The following is a 26721-nucleotide window of genomic DNA, read 5'->3' on the forward strand; positions in this document are numbered from 1 at the left end:
AATATGAAATTATTGGAAGGTAAGACAGCCCTTATCACAGGAGCTGCACGTGGTATTGGTAAAGCTATCGCATTGAAATTTGCAGAGGAAGGCGCTAACATTGCTTTCACTGACCTTGTTATCGATGAAAATGGTAAGGCTACTGAAGCAGAGATAGCTGCTAAAGGCGTTAAAGCAAAGGGTTATGCAAGTAATGCCGCAGACTTCGCTCAAACAGAAGAAGTCGTTGCTAAGGTAAAAGAAGAGTTTGGTTCTATCGATATCTTAGTTAATAACGCAGGTATCACGAAAGATGGTCTTATGCTCCGTATGACCGAACAGCAGTGGGATGCCGTTATAGCAGTTAACTTGAAGAGTGCCTTTAACTTCATTCATGCTTGCGTACCAGTCATGATGCGTCAGCGCAGTGGTAGCATTATCAACATGGCTAGTGTCGTTGGAGTACATGGTAATGCTGGTCAGGCAAACTATGCTGCTTCAAAGGCAGGACTTATCGCTTTGGCAAAGAGTGTAGGTCAGGAAATGGGTCCAAAGGGCATCCGTGCTAATGCTATTGCACCTGGATTCATTGATACAGCAATGACTCAAGCACTCTCACAAGAGATCCGTAAGCAGTGGATCGATAAGATTCCTCTCCGTCGTGGTGGTACTGTTGAGGATATTGCTAACACTGCTGTTTACCTCGGTTCAGACCTTTCAAGCTATGTATCTGGTCAGGTTATCCAGGTAGATGGCGGTATGAATATGTAATTAAAAGCCTCCCTATTCCCCAACAAGGGGAAGGGAGGCATTCTTGCTAAGGCTTCAAACTTGCGTTAGCAATACTCTTGAAAATCATAAATCACTAAAAGGAAATATACACCGAACCACAAGCTCTCTTTTAAATGAGGCTTGGAAAAACTATATACTATGCAAGTACTTTACGAAGATAACCATGTCATAATTGTCTATAAAGAGGCTGGTGAGATTGTGCAAGGCGATAAGTCGGGTGATATACCATTGTCAGAGATTGTCAAACAATGGTTGAAAGAAAAATATCAAAAGCCTGGTAATGTTTTCTTAGGTATTGTTCACCGGCTCGATCGACCTGTTTCTGGTTTAGTTATCTTTGCTAAGACGTCCAAAGCACTTACTCGTTTGAATAACATGTTCCGCAATGGTGAAGTGCATAAGACCTATTGGGCAATCGTTACTCGTCCTCCTTTTGAACCCGAAGCGACGTTAACCGACTGGCTTGTGCGTAATGAGAAGCAGAATAAGAGTTACGCTTATAACCATCAAGTGCCCACTTCCAAGAAGTCAATCTTACATTACAAGGTGATCAATCAGACGGATCATTACACGCTCTTGGAGGTTAACCTTATGACAGGAAGGCATCATCAGATACGTTGCCAACTGTCAAATATGGATTGTCCTATCAAGGGTGACTTGAAGTATGGGGCGCCTCGTTCCAATCCAGATGGCGGTATCTGTTTGCTAAGTCATCGTGTGGAATTTATTCATCCAGTGTCTAAAGAACTCATAAAGGTGGAGTCTCCTCTCCCTAACGACAATCTTTGGCAAGCGATTGGAAGGTTCTAATTCGACAAGACACCGCCCTTTATATATAATAAGGTGGGATTCCTCGATTCCTCCCTTTGGCTTCTTATACTACTATTATTGCCTTAGTAGTCTGTTATTGTGTACCTTAATTCTTTGTCATATACGCTTTTTTGCTTACCTTTGTCAACTGATTAAACTATTACAGATACATTATTAAGTAATAAAGATGAAGCAGATAAAATTATTATTCCTCATTATGTCGGCTGGAGTTGTTCTCTCTTCTTGTATTAAAGAAGAGGCTTTAAACGCAGAGGCAGACATTAATAATATTACAGTCGATGGTGTGGAACTGATCCGTAAACCGGTTATAACGAATAATGCCATCCAACTCTATGTCAACGGATGGGCTGATGTTACGCATCTTGCACCCGTGTTTAACCTGACAGAAGGTGCAACAATTGAACCAAAGGATAGTACGGTTCGCGACTTCACACAGCCCCAGCAATATGTCGTGACATCGCAGGATGGGCAATGGAAGAAGACTTACACCGTCTCTTTTATTGCTAACGACGACATTGCAACAGCCTATCATTTTGAATCCCTAAAGGTAGATAACACCGTTAGTTATGACACCTTTGTCGACAAAACACCTGATGGTAATACCTTCGAGTGGGCGAGTGGCAATAGTGGAGTATCGTTTGTTCTGTCGGGAAAAGGGGCTAAAGACTATCCAACATGCCAATCCGATGATGGTTATAAAGGGAAGTGTCTCAAGCTGACAACCATCAGTACAGGAGCGTTGGGGGCTATGTTTGGTTCGCCAATAGCTGCTGGTAACTTGTTCACAGGCTCCTTTGAACTTAATTTCGGCGACACTGGCAAGTCCACCCACTTTGGTGTTCCATTCCACAAAACGCCTCTTGCACTTGTAGGATACTATAAGTATAAAGCTGGAACGAAGTTTACTGATAAGAAGCAGAAAGAGATTAAGGACAGAAAAGACGACTTCGCGCTTTATGCCGTGCTGTTTGAAACGGGCGACGGAGTGGAGTATTTGGATGGTCATAACTCACTGACAAGTGATCGCATAGTGCTTAAAGCCGAGCTTGGTGATCGTAAAGAAACGGACGAATGGACACGTTTTACCATTCCTTTCAAGGCTGTTGATGGTAGGACGATAGATGCTGATAAGTTGAAGGCAGGCAAATACAGTCTTGCAATCATTATGTCATCAAGTAAAGACGGAGCAAAGTTTGAAGGTGCTGTTGGTAGTACGCTCTATGTGGACGAGTTGGAGTTATACTCTAAATAAGTTGTTATATAGATACTTACAAGATAATAATAAAGGATAAACTTAACAGTGTTTAGCATTAAAATGAATATACGTGTAATAGCAATAGCAGTCGTTAGCTTGGGCTGTAGTATCAGTCTTTTCGCACAGACCGACCGCACAGAAGCATTAGAATCAGCCGATCAGAACGGGTGGGAATATGAGTTGAAAACAGGTGTAAACATTGGTGGCTCTGCTCCACTCCCTATGCCCGTTGAGATAAGAAAGATAACTAGTTACAACCCACGATTCAATGGGACGATTGAAGGAACAGCCACTAAATGGTTGGGGAAAGACCATCGTTGGGGCGTGTCAGTGGGTTTGAAGTTTGAAGAAAAGGGTATGCTGACGGATGCGAGAGTAAAGAATTACAAGACAGAGATCGTTAATGAGGGTAGTCATGTTGCTGGTTATTGGACGGGGGATGTTCAGACTGACTATCACTCAACGCTCCTCACCATCCCAGTTATGGCTAATTACCGCATTAGCGATAGGTGGAAAGTGCGTGCGGGAGTCTATTCTTCCATCAAACTGGATGGTAATTTCTCTGGACATGTTAGTAATGGTTACCTCAGAGAGAGTACTCCTGTTGGGCAAAAGCTTAGTTTCGAAGAGGGTAAGACAGCCTTTTACGATTTCTCTTCATCGCTTCGCTCCCTTCATTATGGTGCCCAAGTGGGTGCAACGTGGCGTGCCTTTAGTCACTTTACGGTCAATGCCGATATGACATGGGCAGCGAATGGTATCTTCAAAAAGGACTTTAATACCATTAGTTTCAAGCTATATCCAATCTATCTAAACATCGGTTTCGGCTATCGTTTTTAGGCTTGTTTAAGACAGAGCAACAGATGTTCTTTAATTCAAAATTCATAATTCACAATTCAAAATTATGATTAGTTTGAGTTGACGAGTTGACTGGTTGACAAGTAAACAAGTTATTAGTTCTATTTGAAGTGATAGGGAATTTGTAGGGACAGATGCCCTCGTCTGTCCGCATAATCATCACCAATGAAAGCCTCCCCAAGCCCCTCCAAAGGAGGGGATGTTGCCTACCGGGATGTCATGTAAGTGTAAACGGGTGGACAGACGATGGCGTCTGTCCCTACTTTGAAGTCTCTCCCCCAACCCATTCTCCGAATGGAGAGGGGAGTAGATAGTATTATTTACAAACAAAGAGGGCGTTTCTTCGATGTGAAGAGACGCCCTTTTCATTGCAAGGAAACGCCCTCTTCAAAGCGAAGAAGGCGTCTCTTTGTTTTTTGTCCTGCTATTCCAGCTAACGAGGGACAGCCTCGTTACACGGAAACTATAATACACGGGCATTTCAGCAAACCCTTATTTCAAACAGAAGTAATCATAATTTTGAATTGTGAACTTTGAATTTTGAATTACGCGTGGGCGTCCGCTTCTGTGGAATCTCGTGTTCCGTAAGGAACTCTGTGTCGCCTTGCGGCTTCGTGCTATCCGTGTATTCTGTGTTAAAAATGCCCAGCAAAGAACTTATTGACGCTTTTCAACAACAGAACTAATCATTCATCAACTTGTTAACTCTCCACTCGTCCACTCTAACTAATCATAATTTTGAATTTTGAACTTTGAATTTTGAATTAAAAGAGACCGTTTACTATCTGTTTAAAAAAAGTTTCGTATATTTGTCTCTCAAATCATTTCGATGGATGGTAGCGACTCAATACAATAGATGAAGACGAGTAGAACAAAAGAGATAATTGTGACATTGGTGGCAAGCTGCCTACTCCTGTTCTTCTCGGCATGTACGGCTCCACATAGACAACAGGCAGATGACTATAATGAAAAGGCGTATGCTGCCCATTATAGGAATCTTGACTCGGTACGAATCTATGCGAAGCAAGCCCTCGCCTTGTCGGATGGTTACAGCGCAGGTAAGGCTGAGGCGCTGAACAATCTGGCGTTTGTCGACTTGATGCAAATGCACTTTGACAAGGCTTATACTAAGCTCAATAAGGTGATCCAAAGCACTGATGACCAGGTAGAACTGCTTGTTGCCGACATACAAATGATGCGTCTTTGCCAGCGCGAATCGAACAATAAGGAGTTTTACGATTATAACGAGAAAGCCAACAAACGCTTTCATCGTATCTATGAGGATAACCGACTCCTGACCGAAAGACAGCGACGTCGCATGGTATATGCCCGTTCGGAATATGCCATAGTGAGCTCTACTTATTACTATTATGTCGGTTTGGAGCAACCGTCGGTACGTGCTCTTGAAGCCATCAACCCCGATGGTGAGATTCAAACAGACATGCCTCAACTGCTCGCGTACTTATATAATGTGGGTGCAGGAGGTGTCTTTACGAAAGGAAAACAAGAGGAGATTAACCAGAAGGAGTTCGATTATCTCATTCGCTGTTACATGCTTGCTATCCATAATAACTACCCTTATTGGGAGGCAAACTCATTGCAGGCTCTGAGTGAGCACTTGGTGAATAACGAGAGTAGAGAGAAACTTATCCGTGATAACCTGCCCTCTTTTCAATACTTAAATGTCACGAACTTGCCCGATAGTCTTATCGCGGGCAACCTCGCCGAACGCTCTTTAAGTATCTTCAAGAAGTATGGGGATGTCTATCAAACAGCTGGTTCTTACCGTACTCTGGCGTCTTGTTATTGGCAGATAAAGGACTATCGCTCCGCACTTATCTGTCTTCAGAATGCCTTAAAACAGAATCCTGCCATCAACCAAGCCCCCGACTTGGTGGCTTCTATTCGTGAACAACTAAGCGTGGTGTACTCTGCGATAGACAATAAACAGGCGAGTGACTATAACAGGAACATATATCTTGACTTGCAGGAACAGACCCGTCAGGACCGATACTACGAAGCGCGTGCCGATCAACTGGACTCTACTTCGCAGCAGTTGAACATCATGATCTTCGCAATCGGGTTCATCATTGTTGCAATTCTGTCCTTGTTAATCATCTTCCATTACCTTCGCAGGCGCACAGGAAACCAATCAGAACTGGACAATCTACTCTTACCTTTAGAAGAATGGAAGCAATATAACATCGCTTATATGGCTCAACTCGGCGATGAATATGCGGAGATTTCAGAGCAGTTGACCATTAGTAACATTCATCTTGTCGATAACAAGCGGCGCTACCTGGAGCAACGTGCGAAGGTATCGTTGGTTAACAGCATCATGCCACTTATCAATCGAATGCTACATGAGGTCAACAAACTAAAGACGGGAGGCGAGTCTGAGGCAGTGAGAAGCGAACGCTTCACTTATATCAGGGAACTCACGGACATGATCAACGACCTTAATTCGACGCTGACAGAGTGGATTCAACTCCGACAAGGGCGTCTCTCCTTACATATTGAGAGCTTCCCTGTACAGCAGGTGTTCGACATTGTGAAGAAAGGACGCATGGGTTTCCAATTAAAGGGAGTGGAGCTGAATGTGGAGGATACGCCTGCTATCGTCAAAGCCGACCGCATCCTCACACTCTTCATGGTGAACACTCTTGCCGACAATGCGCGTAAGTTCACGCCAGCAGGGGGCGAGGTATGTGTCAAGGCAGTGGAGGAAGCCGACTATGTGGAGCTTTCTGTGGAGGATACAGGCTGTGGCATCAATGAAGAAACACAGCAACATCTATTCGACCGGAAGCCTATTCACGATCAAAAAGACAGTACTTCGCATGGTTTCGGACTAATGAACTGCAATGGAATCATCAATAAATACCGCAAGATCAGTCAGATATTTTCAGTCTGCCAGATAGGAGTTAAGAGCGAAGAAAACAAGGGTTCACGCTTCTTCTTCCGCCTTCCTAAGGGCGTGAGTCGCATCCTCTTGTTCCTACTCATCGCCACTTCGTCCCTCTGTTCGGCACAGGCACGACCCCAGCGGAACGACGATAAGGCTGCAGCCATAGCCCGAAAGGACTACAAGACATTAGCGGGTATCTATGCCGACTCGGCTTACTTCAGTAATATCAACGGTCAGTACGAGCAGACCCTACGCTTTGCAGACACGTGCCGATACTATCTTAACCAGCAATACCTTAGGTTCAATCCTCATGGGAAGCTCCTCATGCAACGCATCGGAAGCCTTTCTAATGTGCCGGCAGAGATTAAGTGGTTTCATGCCAACGTCCCCATTGATTACAGGGTGATTCTGGATATACGCAACGAGAGTGCTGTTGCTGCCTTAGCTCTGCATCAATGGGACATCTATAAGTACAATAATAGTGTTTACACACACCTCTTCAAGGAGCAATCGGCCGATAGTTCGCTGGGCGAGTATTGCCGAATGATGATGAAGTCGGAGACCAATAAGAACGTAGCTATCGCCCTCTTGGTGCTCTTACTACTGTCTATTTTCCCCGTGTATTACGTGATGTACTATCGTCATAGGCTCACTTATCAATTCAGCATAGAACGAGTAAAGCATATCAATGCCGTTCTCTTGAGTGATGTAAGCGTCGAAGAGAAACTCAAGGAGGTTGATCGTGTAAACAGCGACCGCTTCCCTGAGCGTCTACGGAACATTGTTCAGCAAATCAGAGAAGCCTTGGTAGCATCACAGGAAGCAAGCCAGAAGAGTAGAGCCGACATTGAGGCACTGGAAGACGAGGTGCATTGTGTGGAATACGAGAACGAACGCTTGCATATTAGTAACAGTATTCTCGACAACTGCCTATCGACACTCAAGCACGAAACAATGTATTACCCGTCACGCATCCGACAGTTGGTTGAGTCCGACACAGACAGACCTTTGGAGGCTATTGATGAGTTGGCTGTCTATTACAAGGAGCTTTACAGTTTGCTAAGTCAGCAGGCGATGCACCAGTTAAGGGCTGTGAAACTGGTAGCAAAGAGTGTTGATATTGCAGCAATCGTACCCGAAAATAAGTTGAGACAGCCGTTAGCACCAATCCCATTGGTGGCTGGCGACCCTGTAATGATTGCTTACCTCTTCGATATACTCTACTCTGAAAACCAGAACCAACCGCTCGTTGTCAGTGCAGAAGAGTATCAACAGCGATATGTCGCACTGCATGTTCAGCTCTCATCGTTGCACCTCTCGACCGAAGTATGCCACGAACTCTTCTCGCCACAAGCGCAGGGAATGATGTTCTTTATATGTAGGCAGATCGTGAGAGACAATGGAGAAGCAACCAACAAGCGCGGTTGTGGCATTACAGCTAAGCCCGCAGACGAGGGGACAGAGATAGATATTATCCTCTCAAAAGCCTAATAGGAGGAATGAAGAAAATACCGAATTAAATAGAAAAAGATATATAAAATGGAGAAGTTCAAAGTAGTAATAGTGGAAGATGTGCCACTCGAATTAAAAGGTACGGAGGGTATTTTCCGCAACGAAATACCCGAGGCTGAAATCATCGGAACGGCTGAAAACGAAGTAGCATACTGGAAGTTGATTAAGCAACAACTACCGGATCTGGTGCTCTTAGACCTTGGTTTGGGTGGATCAACTACTGTTGGTGTAGAGATCTGTAGGCAGACTAAGGAGGTATATCCCAACGTTAAGGTCTTAATCTTTACTGGTGAGATACTCAATGAGAAGCTTTGGGTGGACGTATTAGACGCTGGTACCGATGGAATATGCCTAAAGAGTGGGGAGTTACTTACCCGTGGTGACGTGTCGAGTGTGATGTCTGGTAAACGCTTAGTATTCAATCAGCCGATCTTAGAAAAGATTGTTTCGCGGTTCAAACAGAGCGTGAATAGCATGCTAATGCACCAAGAAGCGATGGTAGGATACGAGATCGACGAGTACGACGAACGCTTCCTTCGACACCTTGCACTCGGTTACACGAAGGAGCAAATAACCAATCTTCGAGGCATGCCATTCGGTGTGAAGAGCCTTGAAAAACGCCAGAATGAACTCGTGCAAAAGCTCTTTCCAGATGGTAATAAGGGTATGAGCGTCAATGCCACACGCCTTGTTGTGCGCGCATTGGAGCTTCGCATCATCGATATAGATAATCTCCGTGCTGATGAAGAATAAGTTAGGTTATGTTGTCATAGTGCTTTCCTTGACGCAGATAGCCGTCATCCTACTGTCATGGTTGATAACCGCTGCCAATCCAGATTGGGCTCTTCACTCATTGTTGAGCAGTGAGGGAATACGCTGGTTCTTCGGTTCTTTCGTCAGCAATCAACTAACGTCATGGCTTGTATATCTCATGGTTGCGAGTATAGCGGTGGGTGCTTTCGTGCGCACAAGGTTCTTGAAAGCCTTACAGCGGAGGTTCTCCCGACAGCAACGACAGCGTTTTCCCCTGACTTATCCAGAGCGAATAGGACTGCGCATAGCCCTTGTTGAGTTCATAGCCTTTATAGTGGTAATGGTGCTGCTGACGCTTGTTCCGCATGCAATCTTACTGAGTGTGACGGGTCAACTCTATCCCAGTAGCTTCTCCGCAAGCCTCATTCCTGCTCTATCTTTCATCCTTCTTGTCATGTCACTATCCTATGGTATAGCGAGCAAAACCATCAACAGCATTACTACCATGCACGACATGCTCACCTACGGGTTACTTCTTTCCTCCCGCTATGTCCCCACTTACGTTCTTGCCATCCAGCTATACATGTCCTTGAGGTATGTGTTTCAGTAGGAAGGAACGCCCTCCTTTAATTCAAAATTCAAAGTTCATAATTCAAAATTATGATTAGTTCTGTTTGAAATAAGGGTTTGCTGAAATGCCCGTGTATTATAGTTTCCGTGTAACGAGGCTATACCTCGTCAGCTGGAACAGCAGGACAAAAAACAAAGAGACGCCTTCTTCGCTTTGAAGAGGGCGTTCCGTCGCATCGAAGAGAGGCTCTCCTTACATCAAGGAAACGCCCTCTTTGAATTAAAGAAACCTTTTTCTAACTAACTCCCGTTAGGCACTCCCCTCCTTGGGAGGGGCTGGGGGAGGTTTTAACATTCGGAGAGAGGTTGGGGGTGAGGCTGTAGTTGGCTGGGAGTGAGGCTGCCCTTTGATTGAAAGAAGTCGTATTTTAGCCCAGATACTTCATCAACACGCGGGCGTTACCACTCTCACGTATCTTCTCTATAGCCTTTTCTCGAATCTGTCGAACACGCTCACGAGTAAGCCCCATCTCGGTTCCGATCTCCTCAAGACCTTTCTCTTGGCACCCGATACCGAAGCATTCTGTGACGATCTTAATCTCTCGATCCTTCAGAGTATTCTGTAGAACGGCACGCAAATCATCCGACATTGACTCGAAGTCAACGCCCTTGTCCGTACGAGAATCATCACCAGAAGAGAGCATATCACTCATTGAATTGTCATCATCGTCACTGAAAGGTGCATCGATACTCATGTGGTGGTTATCCGCACTCTGGCTCTGTCTGATGCGCGACTCTTCGATCCCCGTGAGCTCAGCAAGCTCATGGATAGATGGACGACGGTTGTGTTTCTGCACAAACTCATTGGTTACCTGGTTAATTTTCGATATAGCACCAACCTGATTAAGAGGCAACCTCACGATACGACTCTGCTCTGCAATAGCCTGCAGAATGCTCTGACGAATCCACCACACAGCGTATGAAATGAACTTAAAACCACGCGTTTCGTCGAACTTCTCAGCTGCTTTTACTAAACCAATGTTGCCCTCGTCAATAAGATCGGTTAGTGACAAACCTTGGTGCTGATACTGTTTAGCAACAGAAACGACGAATCGGAGGTTGGCTTTAATCAGTTTCTCCTTAGCGCGTTCACCCTTTCGTCCGCCCTTATGGATCTCCTGTGCGAGTTCAATCTCCTCATCAACTGTAATCATCGGTTCGCGTCCTATCTCAACAAGATACTTATCTAACGCCTCGCTAGAACGGTTTGTGATGCTCTTAGAAATCTTAAGTTGTCTCATGAATAATTGCTATCTCCTCCTTTAAGAACCTATTAATTTCTCCTAAAAAAATAGTTGATTTCCGTTATCCTAATTTGATACGGCGTGCAAAGGTACATATAATTATGTGAAAAACAAAATATAGCTGTATTGATTCAAGCACTTTTATGCTTTTTTATAGATTGATTATCTCCATTGTAATTTATCGATGGGGAAGATCCCACGCAGCCTCCCCGAAAGGAAAAGAAGAAGCCTCACCCCCAACTCCTCTCCGAATGGAGAGGGGAGTAAATACTACTATTAGCAAACAAAGAGGGCGTTTCCTCGATGTGAAGAGACGCCCTTTTCATGGCAAGGAAACGCCCTCTTCATATTGAAGAGAGCGTTCCTTTATTTAGAGAACATGCCAACTTGTAGGGACAGACGCCCTCGTCTGTCCGCATAGGGGGAGGCTGCTTGTCATGTAAGGTGGAATGTTGGAGCGGACAGACGAGGGCGTCTGTCCCTACTTTTGGTGCTTTATTGCACAGAGCAAATAACCTGTCTACTTGTTAACCAGTCCTCTCGTCAACTCTACCTAATCATAATTTTGAATTATGAACTTTGAATTTTGAATTAAAGAAGAGCCTCTCCCAACTAGCTCCCACTGGAACATCCCCTCCTTCGGAGGGGCTTGGGGAGGCTTCAGGTGAGGCTTTTTCACGAGAGTTTCGAGGTGTCAATAAGCATTGATGGAGAGTTTAGGTACGGTTCAAGATCCGTAATCTTTGACAAGCGCAGGAGCCTAGGATGAACATAATCAACGGTTGTGTTTTCCTGTTCCAAACCCTCAATAGGAATATAGGCACCCCATCCTCCAAAATTCAAAACGGGTTCGATGTCCGCAGAAAACGAATTACCCACCATCAGCAGCTGGTCTGCTGTGATGTTATAACGCTTGCATAAGCGGTGATAAGCATCTTGTGTCTTGTCCGAAACGATGATGACATCATCAAAGAAAGGTCTTAATCCCGATCGATCCATCTTCTTTTCCTGATCGAGCAGTTCGCCTCGTGTGAATACAACCATGTGATATAAGCCCGTAGCTTGCAGTTGCTCCAAAGTCGCCCGAACCCTATCAAAGGGTCTACCAGGCAATCGCAGCAACTCTTTCCCTATCCCTATAATCTGTTCTATTTCGTCTCCTGTAACCTTACCTTGGCTTACATAAACCGCATTCTCTACCAAGGACAGTATGAATGCCTTACTTCCACAACCAAAGAGAACCCTATTATGATATTCAGTAGACAATAATGACTTGGTGATTTCAGCCGCATCTGCATACGAAGCAAGTATCTCGCAGTACACATGTTCTACTGAATTGAAGTACGTCTGACTGCCCCATAGGGTGTCATCAGCGTCGAATGCCAGAAGTGAAATCCGTCTCATAAGCCCAAACCTATTAGTTGTTATACTGTAAACTTGAATAATCTGCGACGGAGATAGGCATCTCCTCGAGACATTAGGTAAAAGGTTTAAGATGCTACTGATTGTCCTTTCCGTTTCATTGAAGCCTCCTCCCTTATTCAATCTTTCAATGCAAAGATACGAGGTTATACTTATATTCAAGTATAAAAACCCGTATTTTTCAAACAGAAAGGCTCGTTTTCACATTTTTTATATTATCATCTTTGCTTCAAATCATATATTTTATTATAGAAAAAAAGTGCTTATTTATTTGATTACTCCATATTTTTTTACTTTCTTTGTATGCCTAAATCCATCCGAGAAGATAGACAAACTCTCCCATAAGGGAGCCTTTAATGACACGTTGAAGACAATTAAAACCTATATGGAACAAAGACTTATCACACTGGCGTTGCTCTCTTCTGCCATGGGAGCAAGCATTCCGACTATGGCACAAAAAGCTGGGAAACATCTTAACAAACCAAATGTTATCATCATCTTAGCCGATGACTTGGGCTATGGAGACATAGAGTGTTATGGGGCAAAGAACGTTCACACGCCGAATATCAACCGTTTGGCACAGTCGGGCATACGCTTTACTAATGGGCATGCTGTGGCTGCCACGAGTACGCCCTCACGTTACTCGCTCCTCACGGGGGAGTATGCTTGGCGACGAGAGGGGACAGATGTGGCACCGGGTAACGCTGGGATGATTATCAAACCGAGCCAGTTTACAATGGCAGATATGTTTAAGAGTCAGGGATATACCACTTGCGCCATCGGCAAATGGCACCTCGGACTGGGTGATAAGACCGGTGAGCAGGATTGGAACGCACCCTTGCCACAGGCGTTGGGGGACATTGGTTTCGATTATCACTACATCATGGCGGCTACGGCGGATCGTGTTCCTTGTGTGTTCATAGAGAATGGGAAGGTGGCAAACTATGATCCCGAGCATCCGATTGAGGTGTCTTATCGAAAGAACTTCGACGGTGAGCCGACTGGACGAGACCATCCCGAACTCCTTTACAATCAGCATGCAAGCCACGGACATGATATGTCTATCGTCAATGGAATCGGTCGGATCGGTTACATGAAAGGCGGTGGTAAGGCGTTATGGAAGGATGAGAACATCGCAGACTCTATCCTTGTGCATGCCACGCGATTCATAGAACAGCACAAGACGGAGCCTTTTTTCATGTATTTCGCTACCAACGATGTACACGTCCCACGCTTTCCTCATCCCCGATTCAGGGGGCATAACATCATGGGAGTGCGTGGCGACGCCATCGAACAGTTTGATTGGACGGTCGGAGAGTTGCTCCGCAAGCTCAAAGAACTGCGCCTTGACGATAACACCTTAGTGATTCTTACGAGCGACAACGGTCCCGTTGTGGATGATGGATATGCCGACCGAGCCGAGGAACTGCTGCATGGTCATAGCCCGGCAGGTCCTTTCCGTGGGAATAAATACAGTGCTTTCGAGGGCGGGACGGCTATTCCTCTGATCGTGTCATGGTCTAAACAGGTGGAAGGAGGCGAGGTTTCGGATGCCTTGGTGAGCCAGATTGATTTCCTTTCATCGCTCGGTTCGCTCATTCATGCCACCCTTCCAAAGGGGAGCGCACCGGACAGTAAGGATTATCTCTCTACCTTGCTCGGTCGCAATAAGCAGGGGCGCGATTATGTCATTGGGCTTTCCAGCAATCATGTCCTGTCCGTCCTCACCCACAGATGGCGGTATATTGAACCGAACGATGGTAGTCCGATGATTCAATGGGGACCGAAGATTGAGACAGGCAATGCGCCTGTTCCCCAGCTTTATGATATGCAGGCAGAGAAGTACGAAACGCACAACTGCGCTGCTGAACAGCCCGAGGAAGTGTTTAAAATGCAGACGATATTGAGGAAGGAAAGGGCTCATTGAAATTCAAAATTCATAATTCATAATTCAAAATTATGATTAGTTCTGTTGTTGAAAAGCATCAATAAGTTCTTTGCTGTGGCATTTTTAACACGGAATACACGGATGACACAAAGCCGCAAGGCGACACAGAGTTCCTAAAGGAACACGAGATTCCACAGAGGCAGACTCCCAAGTGCAATTCAAAATTCATAATTCATAATTCAAAATTATGATTAGTTCTGTTGTTGAAAAGCATCAATAAGTTCTTTGCTGGGACATTTTTAACACGGAATACACGGATAGCACGAAGCTGCGAAGCGACACAGAGTTCCTAAAGGAACATGGGATTCCACAGAGGCAGACGCCCAAGTGCAATTCAAAATTCATAATTTACAATTCAAAATTGTGATTACTTCTGTTTGAAGTAAGGGTTTGCTAAATGCTATGTATCATATAGTTTCAGTGTTGCAAAGCTGTCCCTCGTTAGCTGGAATAGCAGAACTAAAAACAAAGAGACGCCTCCTTCGCTTTGAAGAAGGCGTTTCCTTGCCATGAAAAGGGCGTCTCTTCGATGTGAAGAAACGCCCTCTTTGTTTGCAAACAATACTATCTACTCCCCTCTCCATTCGGAGAGGGGGACGGGGGTGAGGCTGTAGAGGGACGTAGTGAGGCTGGTTGTGGCTGTGGGTGAGGCCCCTTTTCTGTCGTTAAACATGGCAGAAAACTTGCGATTTCATAATCTTTTTAGTATCTTCGCAAGTCAAAGAGTAATCGTAACAATGGGTAGGAATAAGTTTTCAGACGCTGAGATAAAAGACATAGCGAAGCTACTTCGGCTGAAGAATGCGGGTAATAGAGCCAAACAAAAGCTCATTCGGCATGACCTCAGGACGTTGTTTGAGTTTAATATATCCGACTTCAACGTTCCGGGAAAGGCTTTCGGTGAAGCCGAACTCTATGAGGCTATCGACCGCGGAGCCATCCAGATACTTGATGACGCTACTATTGCGGACATGAAGGCGAAGCGTGCTCGAGATAAGGAACGCGATAAGGCGGAGGCTGAACGACGTGCGATTGAGGCTGGCGAGATGACTGATTGGAGGAAAGCGATGGCTGAATGGGAGGCCTCCCCAAGCCCCTCCGAAGGAGGGGATGTGCCTAGCGGAAATCAGTTAGATAGTTGTTTCCTATCAAAATAACGCCACCGAGTAGGGCCAGACACCCTCGTCTGTCCCCCTGTTCATCCCTTCCTAACACTCCGTTAGGCGACATCCCCTCCTTTGGAGGGGCTTGGGGAGGCTTTGAATGAAGTCTTCAATAATATAAGAACAAGTAAATAACAATCCTCATGAGTCCCAATTAGGCGGTAATCCATCACTAACAAGATTTGGAAAAGGCTATCCCTAATTCGCTCCCGTTAGGCAACATCCCCTCCTTCGGAGGGGCTTGGGGAGGCTTTCAATAGCCTGAATGGGAATCTTGAAATAGACATTTAATTGATTATGACACTATATCCAAAATTGATAACAGACGCCCTGGAGAAGGTAATCTACCCCGGGACAAAGAAGAATCTCATAGAGAGTGAGATGCTGGCAGATACTCCGAGTATTAATGGAAACAAGGTGAAGATCACGTTGATATTCCCTCGTGAGACCGACCCGTTCCTCAAGTCGACCCTTAAAGCAGCCGAGGCGCAGATTCACTACTCGGTGGGGAAGGACGTAGAAGTGACCATCGAGACCGAGTTCAAGAGTGCTCCTCGCCCAGAGGTGGGCAAGTTGCTGCCGCAAGTGAAGAATATTATCGCCGTCAGTTCGGGTAAGGGTGGCGTTGGCAAGAGCACCGTCTCTGCCAATCTCGCTATCGCTTTAGCCCGCTTGGGGTATAAGGTTGGATTGCTCGATACCGATATCTTCGGTCCGAGTATGCCTAAGATGTTCGGTGTAGAAGACGTCCGTCCGTATGGCGTTGAGAAGGATGGTAGACAGCTAATAGAGCCTGTTGAGAAGTATGGCGTGCGGCTTCTTTCCATCGGATTCTTCGTTAATCCCGATACAGCAACGCTGTGGCGAGGAGGCATGGCGACGTCTGCTTTGAAACAACTCATCGCTGATGCCGATTGGGGAGAGCTTGATTATTTCATCCTCGACACGCCTCCTGGGACCAGTGATATCCACTTGACACTGATGCAAACACTGTCAATTACAGGTGCAGTGATTGTTTCCACGCCACAAAGTGTAGCCCTTGCCGACGCGAGAAAAGGCATTGATATGTACCGAAACGACAAGGTTAACATTCCAATCTTAGGTTTGGTAGAGAACATGGCATGGTTTACTCCAGCCGAACTACCGCAGAATAAGTATTATATCTTTGGTAAGGACGGCTGTAAGAACCTAGCGAAAGAACTCAACTGTCCGTTACTTGCACAGATACCAATCGTTCAGAGCATTTGTGAAAACGGCGATAAAGGTACACCAGCAGCCTCTCAAGTAGACACCATAACCGGTCAGGCGTTCTTGAGTCTGGCGCAGTCTGTGGTGACAGTAGTCAACAGACGGAATAAAGAACAAGCCCCAACGAAGATTGTTGAGGTGAAGAATTAAGGCGAGATAACGCCTTTGAGGCATTAAAAAAAGAAAGTCTCACTAAGAAATCTATCGTATATAGAAATCTTAGTGAGACTTTCTTTTATTTTGTTCAGCCCTTACGAAACCCCGATGAAATGCAAGATAGAAGGGGTGAAGAGCGCAGTGAAGATACCATTTAATGTAATACCAAGACTGGCAAATGCGCCATATTTACTGCTATAAGCCATCGCCGTGGATGCGCCAACAGCGTGAGAAGCAGCGCCCATAGATAGTCCCTGGGCTATCGGACTACGCACATGTCCTATCGCCAAAGCCTTGAATCCAACCAAAGCTCCTATAATACCTGTGATGACAACAACGGCAGCTGTGAGTGAAGGAATACCTCCCAAGCTCTGCGTAACCTCCATTGCTATAGGGGTTGTGACCGACTTACTTGCCATTGACAACACGACAACATCCGATGCACCACATAGTTTGGCAACTGTGACAACACTCACAATTCCAACCAAACAGCCCACTAACTGCGACAGAACAATGGGTAACCAAAGACGTTTGATAGCGTCTAACTGCAAATAAAGTGGAACCCCTAAGGCTACGACCGCAGGCTTCAGCCAGAAGTCAATGAGCTGCGCGTCTTGCTTATACACTCGAAAGGGAACACCCGTCACCTTTAAGTATATAATGATAAGAATGATAGCTATAAGGATGGGATTTAACAGCATCCAGCCTGTCTTCTTTTGTAACCTCTTAATCAAAAAGAACGTCCCGCAGGTGAGCGTCAGGATGACATATTGATTAGAGAAGATGTCTCGTCCGTCCTGAATGAGGTTCACCGTCTGATCGATGGTTTGGTCAATTGAAATCATAACTTAGCCTCCTTTTCATCCATAATATCCTTTCCTTGCAAGGCTTCAGTCGTGAGGATCTGTTCCTCCTCGGTGTATTCTGCATATTCTTTGAGTATCTGCTTCATCTCTTCCGCCTGCCTTCTGTGCGCCCGATGATGCAACAGGTCGAGTGCTATCATTCGACGTTCTAACTTGATAACAAGCTGGTGCATGTGTCCAGTAACCACCAGAACGAGCACCGTACTGACGATAGTCGCTGTCACAATAGGGAACCACTCCTTCTCAATCAGGTCCAAATAAAGAATCAACGCCACCCCAGGTGGAACGAAGAAGAAGCCCAAGTTGGCGATAAGCAGCTCCGATAAGTGCTCCACCCAACTAAGTTTTACCCATCCCAACTTAAGGAATAAGGTAAGAAATAACATACCGATGATACTGGACGGCAGCTTTATTCCAGTCGCCCATACGATAATTTCTCCCAATGCCAAGCATCCGAAGATCACAAAGAATTGTATTGCCATTTAGAAAAGATGTATTTTCTGTGACAGCATTAATGCTGATTTATAATCCGTTTGAGTGCAGAAAAGTGGCTGCAAAGTTATACTTTTTTAACCAATCAGTCCTCTCCATCGTTCGTAAAGAAGCCTATAAAGGGAGAATAGATGATATTTATCAAGAACTAAACGGCGTTAATCAAATAATTTGTGTAAGTTTGCAAGTAAATTAATAATGATTATGTAGACCTCAGGATGAGTGAGATTGAGAATAATATAACGGATAAGAAGCTGCGACTAATCGTCAGATTTGGTCGTAGTAATATGACGTTCTCGGTTGGAGACCCACAAGAGAATGGTGTGTTGGCATACGAACCTTATGAAATGAATATGGGTATCTCCATGGCTGCTAACCTACGGGAAGCCCTCAAAACATCAGAACTCTTGCAGAGTGGATACAAACGCGTGTTGGTTCAAATGGACTCTCCTGTAATGCTCATGCCCGTGGATGAGTATAAGACTCAGGATGTGGAAACGCTCTATTATCACACCTTTCACCACAAAGGAAACGAGGAGGTCTTGGCTCATCAACTGATGGAACTCAACGTGATGGTGGTTTTCTCGATAAATAAAGACCTGAAACTCGTTATCGATGACCACTTCGAAGACATTCGCATACAGCCTTTGATGTGTCCTGTCTGGACGCATCTCTATCGAAGAACATACGCTGGTGTGCGCCGAAAGTTATATGCTTATTTCCATGAAAAGCGTATGGAAGTGTTTAGTTTTCAGCAGAATAGGTTCCGATTTGCCAATACTTACAAGATTGTCAACGCCCACGATGCCCTCTATTACCTATTATATATATGGAAACTGACGGGGATGGATGCGCAACAAGACGAACTTTTGCTCATCGGGGATATGCCACAAGCAAAACTGCTCACCGATGAACTGGCTAAGTACTTGCGCTTCTATAAGGTCGTAAATCAGGCAGATGATTTCGCACAACACCATGTCTTGGCAGAAAGAAAGGATATTCCTTACGACATCAAAGCCATCTATCTGGATTGAACAAACAGCAACATCACAAAATAACAATACTTCACAACGAATGAGAATCATAACGGGAAAATATAAGGGAAGGCACTTTGACATCCCTCGCACATTCAAGGCACGACCCACAACGGACTTTGCTAAGGAGAATATCTTTAATGTCATCAATGCCTATCTGGACTGGGAAGAGACCGTGGCACTCGATCTCTTTGCGGGTACGGGGAGCATTTCTCTGGAATTGCTATCGCGTGGCTGCAAGGAAGTTGTTAGTGTGGAAAAGGACAGGGATCATGCTCGTTTCATCTCACAGTGCATGGAGAAGATAGGTGCCGATGAACATGTATTGATCAAGGGCGACGTCTTCCGATTCATAAAGAGCTGTCATCAGCAGTTCGATTTCATCTTTGCTGATCCTCCTTATGCCCTCCCCGAACTGCCAACCATTCCCGATCTCATCTTCTCGCAAGACCTCCTTGCGCCCGATGGGCTCTTCGTTTTCGAGCATGGCAAGCACAACGACTTCTCTTCGCACCCCCATTTTGTGGAGCACCGAAGCTATGGCAGCGTCAATTTCACGCTGTTTAAAGCCTCCCCAAGCCCCTCTTGAAGGAGGGGGATGTTGCCTAACGGGATGTCATGTAAGTGTAAACGGGTGGACAGACGATGGTGTCTGTTCCTACTTAAGGAGCTCACCCCCGTCCCCCTCTCCGAATGGAGAGGGGAGTAGATAGTATTATTTGCAAACAAAGGGGGCGTTTCTTCACATCGAAGAGACGCCCTTTTCATTGCAAGGAAACGCCCTCTTCAAATGAAGAAGGGCGTTTCCTTGTTTTCATTCCTGCTGTTCCTGCTAACGAAGCATCGCCTCGTTACACACCAAACAACATCCCCTAATTAGCTTCCGTTAGGCATTCTCCCCCTATTGGGGGGGAGCTGGAGAGAGCTTGCTGGGCTTCTCCAGAGAAGCAGGGAGGGGCTACCTTTTCCCTAAAGTGGCTTTGCCAATGTCAACATCAATAGCCAGTCGGTCTCTTGGATGTTGTATTTTTCTAATAGCTCTGCATCATTCTTGAACTCATCCAATAACTGGTCACGATCTTTGTTGCCCTTTGTTATCCAATTACGGAACAACTCGGCAGCCTGTTGAACATTTCCTTTTGCCCATTGACAATAGCCCGCATTGAGGTAATCCTCCGTTGTTGGCGATGCTTCCAATAATGTGTTATAGAGTTGTTCGGCCTTATCAAGGCTCTTCTCCATAAGCATTGCCCATGCAAAAACGCGCTTCACGTTCATGTCGTCGGGGTATTGATAATCCAATCGGAATAACTCTTCTCGCACTTCAGATGATTTCCCCAGTTTCAAAAGAGCGACACTACGATTCAAAGCAAAGCTTTTATTCTCGGCATCCAATCGTAGTAATTGAGCATAAGTCTGCTCTGCTGTCTTGTAGTCTTCGCAGTCCAGTGCTGCACGAGCCAGTCCTTTCAATGCCCATTCATTGGTTGGATCATTCTCTAAAGCCTTACTGAAGAACTCGTAAGCAGTGTCCGGTCTGCCCAAATGGATGTTTGTGTAGCCCACAAGAATATTGTATCTCGGGTCGTCACTATAGAAGGTACTGAGCAATTCGATTAGTTTCCTGTATTGGTGATGATTATAGAGGTGCAATGCTAAACGCAGCTTCATCGCATCGAGTCCAGTACCCATAAAGGACTTATAGATAAAGAAGAAGGTATCGGCAACGAAGTCTCCTTTGCCGTTATCTTCGAATGGGTTGATGAGATCCTGGGCTGTTTTGTAGAGCCGAAAGAAGCGATATAGATCCTGAATGTATGCTCGGCGAATGTTAGCAGCATCCTCTTTCTCATCGAAGGAACCGAGCGGACCGAATGCAGAATCAGTCCCCATCATCTCTTTAATGTTACTTGGTAACTGGTTTATTACTCGCTCCATAGCGATCACAAGAGAGTACTTGTCGGAGTCACATAGGCTCCCCTTATTCACGAGAACATCGAGGAACTTCGAATCACCTAACGCCTTTAAGGCAGGGCGAAGAGCTGGGTTTTCAATATAAAATGGTGTGAACCAGTTGACCAGATCACCGAAGAAAGGGAAGCTTTTCATCTGTCGGAACCCACCAAAGTAGATGTCTGATCCTTGCTTCTGCATGTCCATCATCTTCTTAACCTGCTCCTCCATCTGTTCCATGCGTTTGTCTTCTGCATCTTGATGGAGGATGTTCTCGAGTTGATCCTCCTCTTTCTCGACAATGCCAAGACGCCCAACAGTAAGGTTAGAGTTGCGTATGATGCCTAGCATAATATCCCTTTGAATCTTGTCGTTGTCCTTTTCTGTGTCCTGACTATAGAACAGTTGGATTTGTAAAGAGAGTAGGTCGCGTGTCACGTTAGCATCAGTACAAAGCTGTTTGATGATGTTGTCCTGTTCTGGGAATATATCCATTCCTTCAAAGACTGATAATATCCAACCCACGAGCGCACGCTGACGAACATGGCTATCGTTAGTTTGCTGATAGACTGTTGTGAGTGTTTTGAACTTGTTGATATCGAATTGGTTCATCGCACTCAACGTGATGGCACTGACGAGGAGTTGCTGATCAGTGGAGATAACAGTAGGTGAGGTCAGTAGTTGGGAATAGAACTGATAATCCTCTTCTGTCCATTGGCACGATGTGAATAAAGCATTGAAAAGCCTGTTTATGAACAATTGATGACGATCGTAGAGTTCGTTTTCTTTGTCTTTGGGGGTGGTCTCTGACTGCAAAGATAACATAGCCAAATCGGAGACAAAGGACTCTAAGACGGTGCGAATGAAGTCATGGCTGGTATTGAGATGGTTGCTAATTCGAAAGGCATCGATATATGCAGGGACATGCTTGCAACGCCAACCAATCTCCAAATTAGTGGTTACACGATAGAGACGTTGGAGTAATGAGGCGTAGAGCGAGGCGCGTTGACTGTCGATAAGTCCCCTTCCCATGTAGTCAACCATCAGTTGATAATCACGCTTGACAGCCTCAAAATCATCGCTACCCATCAGTGATGGACGTTGTAAGAAGAGCTGATTTAATACTTCAATAGCATTGTCCAATCGCTTATCCATCAGCTCATTTATAGTCTTACTAAGTATTTCTTCTACGTTCACCGTGCTGTTTCTTTTAAGTTACTAACTATGATCTGTCTCACTTGTTATGGTTAAGGAAATCCCTTGCCATTATTAGGTCGGCTCTACGAGGTGGTCCCACCTTTGTGTATTTGATGTCAGGCAAGGCACGAATAGTGGCATCATCCGCCTGCATATACTTCTTTATCAAGGCTGCGTAATACTTAACACCATTCTTATTAATCAATTCGACGGCCTTGTCATAAGCCTTCGCAAACTCTGTCTCATCCGATGGTCTGCGGTGCTTATCCATAATCGCAACAACCCCTAGATGTACACCTGCATCAGCTGAATTAAATAGAGGGTTGTTGTCACCTTGCAGTGCTTTCGTAGCCTGCGGTTCGGTAAACCAGTAGGCATCTATCTCATGGTTCTGTAACATCTTGAGCCTAATTAGAACGTCATTGACCTGCACTTGGAACACTTGATACTTCGGTTTCGCCTTCTTTACGACCTTGTTACTCAACAAGTCAGTGCCTGAGAAGCGTGTTTTGGCTATAATCTTATCACTTAAATCGGATAGTTTCTTTAGTTTAGATGACCTATCGGCTATGAGCTGCCAGTTGAGGTTTGTGTCCGTTAGATAGTGCATTAACACTTTCTGTCTATGCTTCAAACGCTCAGTCCTGACCAAATCGCTGAAGGCTGCCTGGACGCTTCCTCCAGCCATAGCAGTGTCACAATCCATCTGAGCAGTGTACTCTTTCAGTCGGATATCAACTTTAGCAGTATCGTATAACATGCTATCTTTCAATAGATAAGCAGGTAAACAGTCGAGCGTTGGCATAACTGCAACCTTGTAAGCTCGCTGATAGCTTTCTATCTCCGCATGCTCTTTTGCCTTTTGTTCAGCCTTTAGTTGCTTTGCAGACTTCCCACAACCAGCAATCAAGAACATCGATAGTATGAGTATGTAATAAGTACGTTTCATGTCCTGCAAAAGTAATAATTAATTTTGTAACTAGGCAAATTCTTAGTACTTTTGTCCCACTATGTCAAAGGATAAAATTGCTTATGTCTGCAGCAACTGTGGGCAGGAAAGTGCAAAGTGGATAGGTAAGTGCCCTAATTGCGGACAGTGGAATACGTTCAAGGAGATACGTATCTCTGCCGATACAGGTACACATGCTGCACGTCAGGCAGCCACCTCTTTGCGTCATGGAGTAGCTGTCGGGGCTGTGTCGGGATTGGCTAATAAGCCTCAAAGACTGCGTGATGTCTCTGCGAAGGATGAGCCTCGTATGGACATGCACGACGGTGAATTGAATCGTGTGTTAGGTGGTGGTCTGGTGTCAGGGAGCATTGTTTTGTTAGGAGGAGAGCCTGGTATCGGTAAGAGTACATTAACCTTGCAGACCATTCTTCACCTATCCCAACGCATCTTATATGTTAGTGGTGAAGAGAGTCCGCATCAGATTCGTATGCGTGCGGAACGCATTACTAAGGATATACCAGAGAATGTTATCATCCTATCGGAGACCTCTCTTGAACACATATTCGAGCACATCAAGGATGTAAAACCCGAACTCGTTGTGGTCGATTCGATACAGACTATATCTACAGAGGACGTTGACAGCAGTCCTGGAAGCGTCACTCAAGTGCGTGAATGCGCCTCTGCTCTATTGCGATTTGCGAAGACTAGCGGCGTACCAGTGGTTCTTATCGGTCATATTAACAAGGAGGGAAGCATTGCCGGACCGAAGATTCTAGAGCACATAGTCGATACTGTGATTCAATTTGAGGGCGATCAACATTATATGTATCGCATTCTTCGAAGCATAAAGAACCGCTTTGGATCCACATCAGAGCTGGGTATCTATGAGATGGAACAGCAAGGTCTGCGGCAGGTAAGCAATCCTTCGGAGTTACTACTTACTGAAGACCATGACGGACTATCAGGAGTTGCGATCTCAAGTACCATCGAAGGCGTTCGACCCTTCCTCGTTGAGACACAAGCACTGGTGTCTTCTGCTGCCTACGGAACGCCTCAACGTTCAGCAACAGGCTTTGATCAGCGTCGCTTAAACATGTTACTTGCAGTATTGGAGAAGCGTGTTGGCTTTAAACTCATGCAGAAGGATGTGTTCTTGAACATAGCTGGTGGACTGCGAGTAACCGATATGGCGATGGACTTGAGTGTGATTGCTGCAGTGTTATCATCCAATGTTGACACTCCAATCGAGGCTGGTTGGTGTATGTGCGGAGAGGTTGGCTTGAGCGGTGAAGTACGTCCCGTAAGTCGTATCGAACAACGTATTGCAGAAGCAGAGAAGCTCGGCTTCAGTCATATTATCATCCCGAAGTATAATATGTCAGGGCTTACTGGAAAGTATGCAATACAACTTCACCCTGTAAGGAAGGTTGAAGAGGCTTTGAGGATATTGTTTGGATAGTCCATCCTTATATATAAATATTGGCAGAAACAAGCGTTATTACTGTTTCTGCCAATATCCTTTTTATATACAAAATGCAGTATATTAGGTGATTATATAATATCTCTAAAGTTAAAGATAATACCTAATTAGCTTTCAGTTAAAGCTTTACTTATAGATATAAGGGCGTATAATCTTTGCCCAAACATCATACCCTTTCTCGGTTAAGTGCAATCCGTCACGGCAATATTCAGCTTTCATCGTCTTGGGGTGTGCACCAAGAAGAGGCGTATAGAGGTCGATGTAAGTGAGAGCGTGGCTCGCACAATACTCCTTCAGTTTGTTGTTTAGTTGGATAATCAGGTCGTCCTTCCCTTTAAGATACTTCCACGTACCCACTTCCTCATTAAGTGGTAAGACGCTCTGAACGTATAGCTCCGTCTTTGGAGACCGCTCCCTTATTGTTGCCAACACACGAGTGATACCTTGAAAGACCCGTTCAACAGTCCAGCCATGGCTTAGATCGTTCGCACCACACTCAAAGAAGATCTTTTTGGGATGGTAAGGAAGCACCAAGTCAAGCCTGTTGTACATCCCTTGACTATCGTCTCCAATGATTCCCCGATTGATAATCTTCCCTGCACCGGGGAAGTGTCTGCTCCAGTCGCCACCATATTCTGAATGGCTATCACCATACATTACGATAACATTGGAGGGTAGTTTGCCCTCTTGTTTAAACTCTTTCACCTTTATAGAATAGTGTTTTGAACCATGATAAACGGGACGTTGACCTTGTACGGAGAGGTTGCCTAAGGATAGAAGGAATAGTGCGGACAGAGCGAACTGCCTTATGTTTACTTGTATAGAATGTGTCATTTTATTATGTTAAACACCCACAAAAGTAAGGAAAAAGATGGAGAATAAAGAGAAAAAGTCTGGTTATCTGTCCTAAAGGGAGTAGATAACCAGACTTTTTAAAAAGGGATTTCTTAAATCTTCTGTATGCCTGTTAGCGCATGAGTTTCAATACTCTTGTGAGGTACTTCTGGGTCTTTTTGATGTCATACTTGATACCTCCACTCCATAAGCGGATACCCTTCTCAATGCTATTAAGCGGATTGTGAAAGGATTGGATGACAACAAACATCTCCTTAGACTTCGTTGCGTTAAATCGATCAGATAGTGTGTAACGCTTTGAACTGCCTCTACTTTTAAGGATGTTATTACATTCCTTGACCAGAACAGGGGATATTTGAAGAACTCCAACATACGACCCATTAACCGCTAAAGCATTCCCCTTGCTTTCAAGTTGGATGATTGCGTCCATTACAGGACCCCAGTTAAACTTGCTACTTTGAGCATTTGCTTCAACAGATGAAGCCAAAATCATTAAGAAACTAACAATTACTACTTTAAAAAATCTCATCATTTAAAACTTTCCGGAACCTTAGATAAGTTGCTCAAGAGAGTTACCTTCTATGGTGCGTTCCTATGTGAGAATGAGTTACCACCGCACCTTAGTTCCATATTAACGCTTGCAAAGGTACAAAAAATATTGCTGATAACCAAATAATTAGCATTTATTACGAATAGAGTTACTCGAATGGGAAGGGGCGAGATAAAGCCCCAATCAGCCTCACCGAAGGAGGAGGAGTGCCTCACGGGATAGGTATTTGCATGGCTGTTGGAGGCTGGTTGATGTGTTGTGAGGCTGTGCCTTGTTTACAAGAATCAAAGGGGTAGAAAGAAGGAAAGGCTCTTCTCCATTCAAAGGGGGCGTTTCCTTGCTATGAAGAGGGCGTTTCTTTGCATCAAAGAAGGCGTTTCCTTGTATCAAGGAAGTGCCTTCGTCAATTAGAAAGGATACCTCAAAGTAGGGACAGACGCCCTCGTCTGTCCGCATAAGAGGGCGTATTTCACAAAGAAGTAAGGATTTTGGGGCGGACAGACGAGGGCGTCTGTCCCTACTTTGGGGCTCTCTATTCAATGTAGCAAGTAACTTGTCCACTTGTAACTCGTGTACTCGTCAACTCTATCTAATCACAATTTGTGGCATTCAAAAAGATTAATTACCTTTGTGCAAACATTCC

General features: G+C 45.0%; 22 protein-coding genes. 13 read left to right on the forward strand and 9 right to left on the reverse strand.

Annotated elements, in window-relative coordinates; all coding sequences use genetic code 11:
• The first annotated feature begins 3 nt into the window (after window positions 1-3).
• From fabG to D464_RS0102805, 7 genes are all read left to right on the forward strand, one after another.
• Window positions 4-750 carry a 3-oxoacyl-[acyl-carrier-protein] reductase gene (fabG, locus tag D464_RS0102775; RefSeq protein ID WP_004382087.1) on the forward strand — a complete coding sequence of 249 codons (747 nt, stop codon included), beginning with the start codon at window positions 4-6 and terminating at the stop codon, window positions 748-750.
• Between the two features lie 159 nt (window positions 751-909).
• Window positions 910-1581 carry an RluA family pseudouridine synthase gene (locus D464_RS0102780; RefSeq protein WP_018910046.1) on the forward strand — a complete coding sequence of 224 codons (672 nt, stop codon included), beginning with the start codon at window positions 910-912 and terminating at the stop codon, window positions 1579-1581.
• Window positions 1582-1768: 187 nt separating this feature from the next.
• On the forward strand, window positions 1769-2854 hold the full coding sequence (locus tag D464_RS0102785) for a PCMD domain-containing protein (RefSeq protein ID WP_018910047.1): 1086 nt from the start codon (window positions 1769-1771) through the stop codon (window positions 2852-2854).
• Between the two features lie 63 nt (window positions 2855-2917).
• Entirely contained in the window at window positions 2918-3697 is a 780-nt protein-coding gene (locus D464_RS0102790) for a porin family protein (RefSeq protein ID WP_018910048.1), read from the forward strand.
• 874 nt (window positions 3698-4571) lie between these two features.
• Window positions 4572-8114: an ATP-binding protein gene (locus D464_RS0102795; RefSeq protein ID WP_018910049.1), complete on the forward strand. Its 3543-nt coding sequence runs from the start codon at window positions 4572-4574 to the stop codon at window positions 8112-8114.
• Between the two features lie 48 nt (window positions 8115-8162).
• On the forward strand, window positions 8163-8888 hold the full coding sequence (locus D464_RS0102800) for a DUF5932 domain-containing protein (protein ID WP_018910050.1): 726 nt from the start codon (window positions 8163-8165) through the stop codon (window positions 8886-8888).
• The gene (locus D464_RS0102805; protein WP_018910051.1) at window positions 8878-9498 is read left to right on the forward strand and encodes an AbgT family transporter; all 621 of its coding nucleotides are present in this window, start codon (window positions 8878-8880) and stop codon (window positions 9496-9498) included. Before D464_RS0102800 ends, D464_RS0102805 begins: the two co-directional genes overlap by 11 nt.
• A 388-nt stretch (window positions 9499-9886) precedes the next feature.
• On the opposite strand, the gene D464_RS0102810 is transcribed toward D464_RS0102805, so the two are convergent.
• Together D464_RS0102810 and D464_RS0102815 are read right to left on the reverse strand one after the other, a co-directional pair.
• Window positions 9887-10759 (reverse strand): sigma-70 family RNA polymerase sigma factor, encoded by an 873-nt coding sequence (locus D464_RS0102810; RefSeq protein WP_004381684.1) that lies wholly within the window; start codon window positions 10757-10759, stop codon window positions 9887-9889.
• A gap of 678 nt (window positions 10760-11437) precedes the next feature.
• Window positions 11438-12166, reverse strand: coding sequence for an HAD family hydrolase (locus D464_RS0102815; RefSeq protein ID WP_018910052.1), 729 nt, complete (start codon window positions 12164-12166; stop codon window positions 11438-11440).
• A gap of 403 nt (window positions 12167-12569) precedes the next feature.
• On the opposite strand from D464_RS0102815, the gene D464_RS0102820 reads away from it, so the two are divergent.
• The 3 genes from D464_RS0102820 to D464_RS0102830 all read left to right on the forward strand — a co-directional run bounded on the left by D464_RS0102820 (window position 12570) and on the right by D464_RS0102830 (window position 16693).
• Complete coding sequence (locus D464_RS0102820) at window positions 12570-14111, forward strand: sulfatase-like hydrolase/transferase (RefSeq protein WP_026284617.1); 1542 nt, start codon at window positions 12570-12572, stop codon at window positions 14109-14111.
• A gap of 758 nt (window positions 14112-14869) precedes the next feature.
• Window positions 14870-15289, forward strand: a complete 420-nt coding sequence (locus tag D464_RS12455; RefSeq protein ID WP_024985722.1) for a hypothetical protein — start codon at window positions 14870-14872, stop codon at window positions 15287-15289.
• 303 nt (window positions 15290-15592) lie between these two features.
• Window positions 15593-16693 (forward strand): Mrp/NBP35 family ATP-binding protein, encoded by a 1101-nt coding sequence (locus D464_RS0102830; protein ID WP_018910055.1) that lies wholly within the window; start codon window positions 15593-15595, stop codon window positions 16691-16693.
• A 101-nt stretch (window positions 16694-16794) separates the two neighbouring features.
• On the opposite strand, the gene D464_RS0102835 is transcribed toward D464_RS0102830, so the two are convergent.
• Together D464_RS0102835 and D464_RS0102840 are read right to left on the reverse strand one after the other, a co-directional pair.
• Complete coding sequence (locus D464_RS0102835; protein WP_004383202.1) at window positions 16795-17544, reverse strand: LrgB family protein; 750 nt, start codon at window positions 17542-17544, stop codon at window positions 16795-16797.
• Window positions 17541-18047 carry a CidA/LrgA family protein gene (locus D464_RS0102840; RefSeq protein WP_004383201.1) on the reverse strand — a complete coding sequence of 169 codons (507 nt, stop codon included), beginning with the start codon at window positions 18045-18047 and terminating at the stop codon, window positions 17541-17543. The genes D464_RS0102835 and D464_RS0102840 overlap by 4 nt, the downstream gene beginning before the upstream one ends.
• 228 nt (window positions 18048-18275) lie before the next feature.
• Between D464_RS0102840 and D464_RS0102850 the strand changes: the two genes are divergently transcribed.
• Together D464_RS0102850 and D464_RS0102855 are read left to right on the forward strand one after the other, a co-directional pair.
• Window positions 18276-19091: a DUF3822 family protein gene (locus D464_RS0102850; protein ID WP_018910057.1), complete on the forward strand. Its 816-nt coding sequence runs from the start codon at window positions 18276-18278 to the stop codon at window positions 19089-19091.
• A gap of 40 nt (window positions 19092-19131) precedes the next feature.
• Window positions 19132-19680, forward strand: a complete 549-nt coding sequence (locus D464_RS0102855; protein ID WP_018910058.1) for an RsmD family RNA methyltransferase — start codon at window positions 19132-19134, stop codon at window positions 19678-19680.
• A gap of 380 nt (window positions 19681-20060) precedes the next feature.
• Here the strand turns inward: D464_RS0102855 and D464_RS0102860 are convergent, their stop codons facing one another.
• Both D464_RS0102860 and D464_RS0102865 read right to left on the reverse strand, forming a co-directional pair.
• Window positions 20061-22241: a tetratricopeptide repeat protein gene (locus tag D464_RS0102860; RefSeq protein ID WP_018910059.1), complete on the reverse strand. Its 2181-nt coding sequence runs from the start codon at window positions 22239-22241 to the stop codon at window positions 20061-20063.
• Window positions 22242-22278: 37 nt separating this feature from the next.
• Window positions 22279-23190, reverse strand: coding sequence for an ABC transporter substrate-binding protein (locus D464_RS0102865; RefSeq protein ID WP_018910060.1), 912 nt, complete (start codon window positions 23188-23190; stop codon window positions 22279-22281).
• A gap of 61 nt (window positions 23191-23251) precedes the next feature.
• Between D464_RS0102865 and radA the strand changes: the two genes are divergently transcribed.
• On the forward strand, window positions 23252-24652 hold the full coding sequence (radA, locus tag D464_RS0102870; protein ID WP_018910061.1) for a DNA repair protein RadA: 1401 nt from the start codon (window positions 23252-23254) through the stop codon (window positions 24650-24652).
• A 147-nt stretch (window positions 24653-24799) separates the two neighbouring features.
• Here the strand turns inward: radA and D464_RS0102875 are convergent, their stop codons facing one another.
• The 3 genes from D464_RS0102875 to D464_RS13820 all read right to left on the reverse strand — a co-directional run bounded on the left by D464_RS0102875 (window position 24800) and on the right by D464_RS13820 (window position 26534).
• Window positions 24800-25507, reverse strand: coding sequence for a GDSL-type esterase/lipase family protein (locus tag D464_RS0102875; RefSeq protein ID WP_018910062.1), 708 nt, complete (start codon window positions 25505-25507; stop codon window positions 24800-24802).
• Between the two features lie 133 nt (window positions 25508-25640).
• The gene (locus D464_RS0102880) at window positions 25641-26060 is read right to left on the reverse strand and encodes a hypothetical protein (protein ID WP_018910063.1); all 420 of its coding nucleotides are present in this window, start codon (window positions 26058-26060) and stop codon (window positions 25641-25643) included.
• 207 nt (window positions 26061-26267) lie between these two features.
• A complete protein-coding gene (locus D464_RS13820) occupies window positions 26268-26534 on the reverse strand; it encodes a hypothetical protein (protein ID WP_018910064.1) in 267 nt (88 codons plus the stop codon).
• Window positions 26535-26721 lie beyond the last annotated feature (187 nt).

It is taken from the genome of Prevotella veroralis DSM 19559 = JCM 6290, assembly GCF_000377625.1.
GTDB lineage: Bacteria > Bacteroidota > Bacteroidia > Bacteroidales > Bacteroidaceae > Prevotella > Prevotella veroralis.

What these genes read in the sequence shown, in the direction of transcription:
- D464_RS0102790 (WP_018910048.1), top strand. Translation starts at nt 2,918, where the DNA reads ATGAATATACGTGTAATAGCAATAGCAGTCGTTAGCTTGGGCTGTAGT.
- D464_RS0102830 (WP_018910055.1), top strand. Translation starts at nt 15,593, where the DNA reads ATGACACTATATCCAAAATTGATAACAGACGCCCTGGAGAAGGTAATC.
- D464_RS12455 (WP_024985722.1), top strand. Translation starts at nt 14,870, where the DNA reads ATGGGTAGGAATAAGTTTTCAGACGCTGAGATAAAAGACATAGCGAAG.
- radA (WP_018910061.1), top strand. Translation starts at nt 23,252, where the DNA reads ATGTCAAAGGATAAAATTGCTTATGTCTGCAGCAACTGTGGGCAGGAA.
- D464_RS0102815 (WP_018910052.1), bottom strand. Translation starts at nt 12,166, where the DNA reads ATGAGACGGATTTCACTTCTGGCATTCGACGCTGATGACACCCTATGG.
- D464_RS0102820 (WP_026284617.1), top strand. Translation starts at nt 12,570, where the DNA reads ATGGAACAAAGACTTATCACACTGGCGTTGCTCTCTTCTGCCATGGGA.
- D464_RS0102850 (WP_018910057.1), top strand. Translation starts at nt 18,276, where the DNA reads ATGAGTGAGATTGAGAATAATATAACGGATAAGAAGCTGCGACTAATC.
- D464_RS0102800 (WP_018910050.1), top strand. Translation starts at nt 8,163, where the DNA reads ATGGAGAAGTTCAAAGTAGTAATAGTGGAAGATGTGCCACTCGAATTA.
- D464_RS0102780 (WP_018910046.1), top strand. Translation starts at nt 910, where the DNA reads ATGCAAGTACTTTACGAAGATAACCATGTCATAATTGTCTATAAAGAG.
- D464_RS0102795 (WP_018910049.1), top strand. Translation starts at nt 4,572, where the DNA reads ATGAAGACGAGTAGAACAAAAGAGATAATTGTGACATTGGTGGCAAGC.
- D464_RS0102805 (WP_018910051.1), top strand. Translation starts at nt 8,878, where the DNA reads ATGAAGAATAAGTTAGGTTATGTTGTCATAGTGCTTTCCTTGACGCAG.
- D464_RS0102810 (WP_004381684.1), bottom strand. Translation starts at nt 10,759, where the DNA reads ATGAGACAACTTAAGATTTCTAAGAGCATCACAAACCGTTCTAGCGAG.
- D464_RS0102840 (WP_004383201.1), bottom strand. Translation starts at nt 18,047, where the DNA reads ATGGCAATACAATTCTTTGTGATCTTCGGATGCTTGGCATTGGGAGAA.
- D464_RS13820 (WP_018910064.1), bottom strand. Translation starts at nt 26,534, where the DNA reads ATGCGGACAGACGAGGGCGTCTGTCCCTACTTTGAGGTATCCTTTCTA.
- D464_RS0102880 (WP_018910063.1), bottom strand. Translation starts at nt 26,060, where the DNA reads ATGATGAGATTTTTTAAAGTAGTAATTGTTAGTTTCTTAATGATTTTG.
- D464_RS0102835 (WP_004383202.1), bottom strand. Translation starts at nt 17,544, where the DNA reads ATGATTTCAATTGACCAAACCATCGATCAGACGGTGAACCTCATTCAG.
- D464_RS0102865 (WP_018910060.1), bottom strand. Translation starts at nt 23,190, where the DNA reads ATGAAACGTACTTATTACATACTCATACTATCGATGTTCTTGATTGCT.
- D464_RS0102855 (WP_018910058.1), top strand. Translation starts at nt 19,132, where the DNA reads ATGAGAATCATAACGGGAAAATATAAGGGAAGGCACTTTGACATCCCT.
- fabG (WP_004382087.1), top strand. Translation starts at nt 4, where the DNA reads ATGAAATTATTGGAAGGTAAGACAGCCCTTATCACAGGAGCTGCACGT.
- D464_RS0102875 (WP_018910062.1), bottom strand. Translation starts at nt 25,507, where the DNA reads ATGACACATTCTATACAAGTAAACATAAGGCAGTTCGCTCTGTCCGCA.
- D464_RS0102785 (WP_018910047.1), top strand. Translation starts at nt 1,769, where the DNA reads ATGAAGCAGATAAAATTATTATTCCTCATTATGTCGGCTGGAGTTGTT.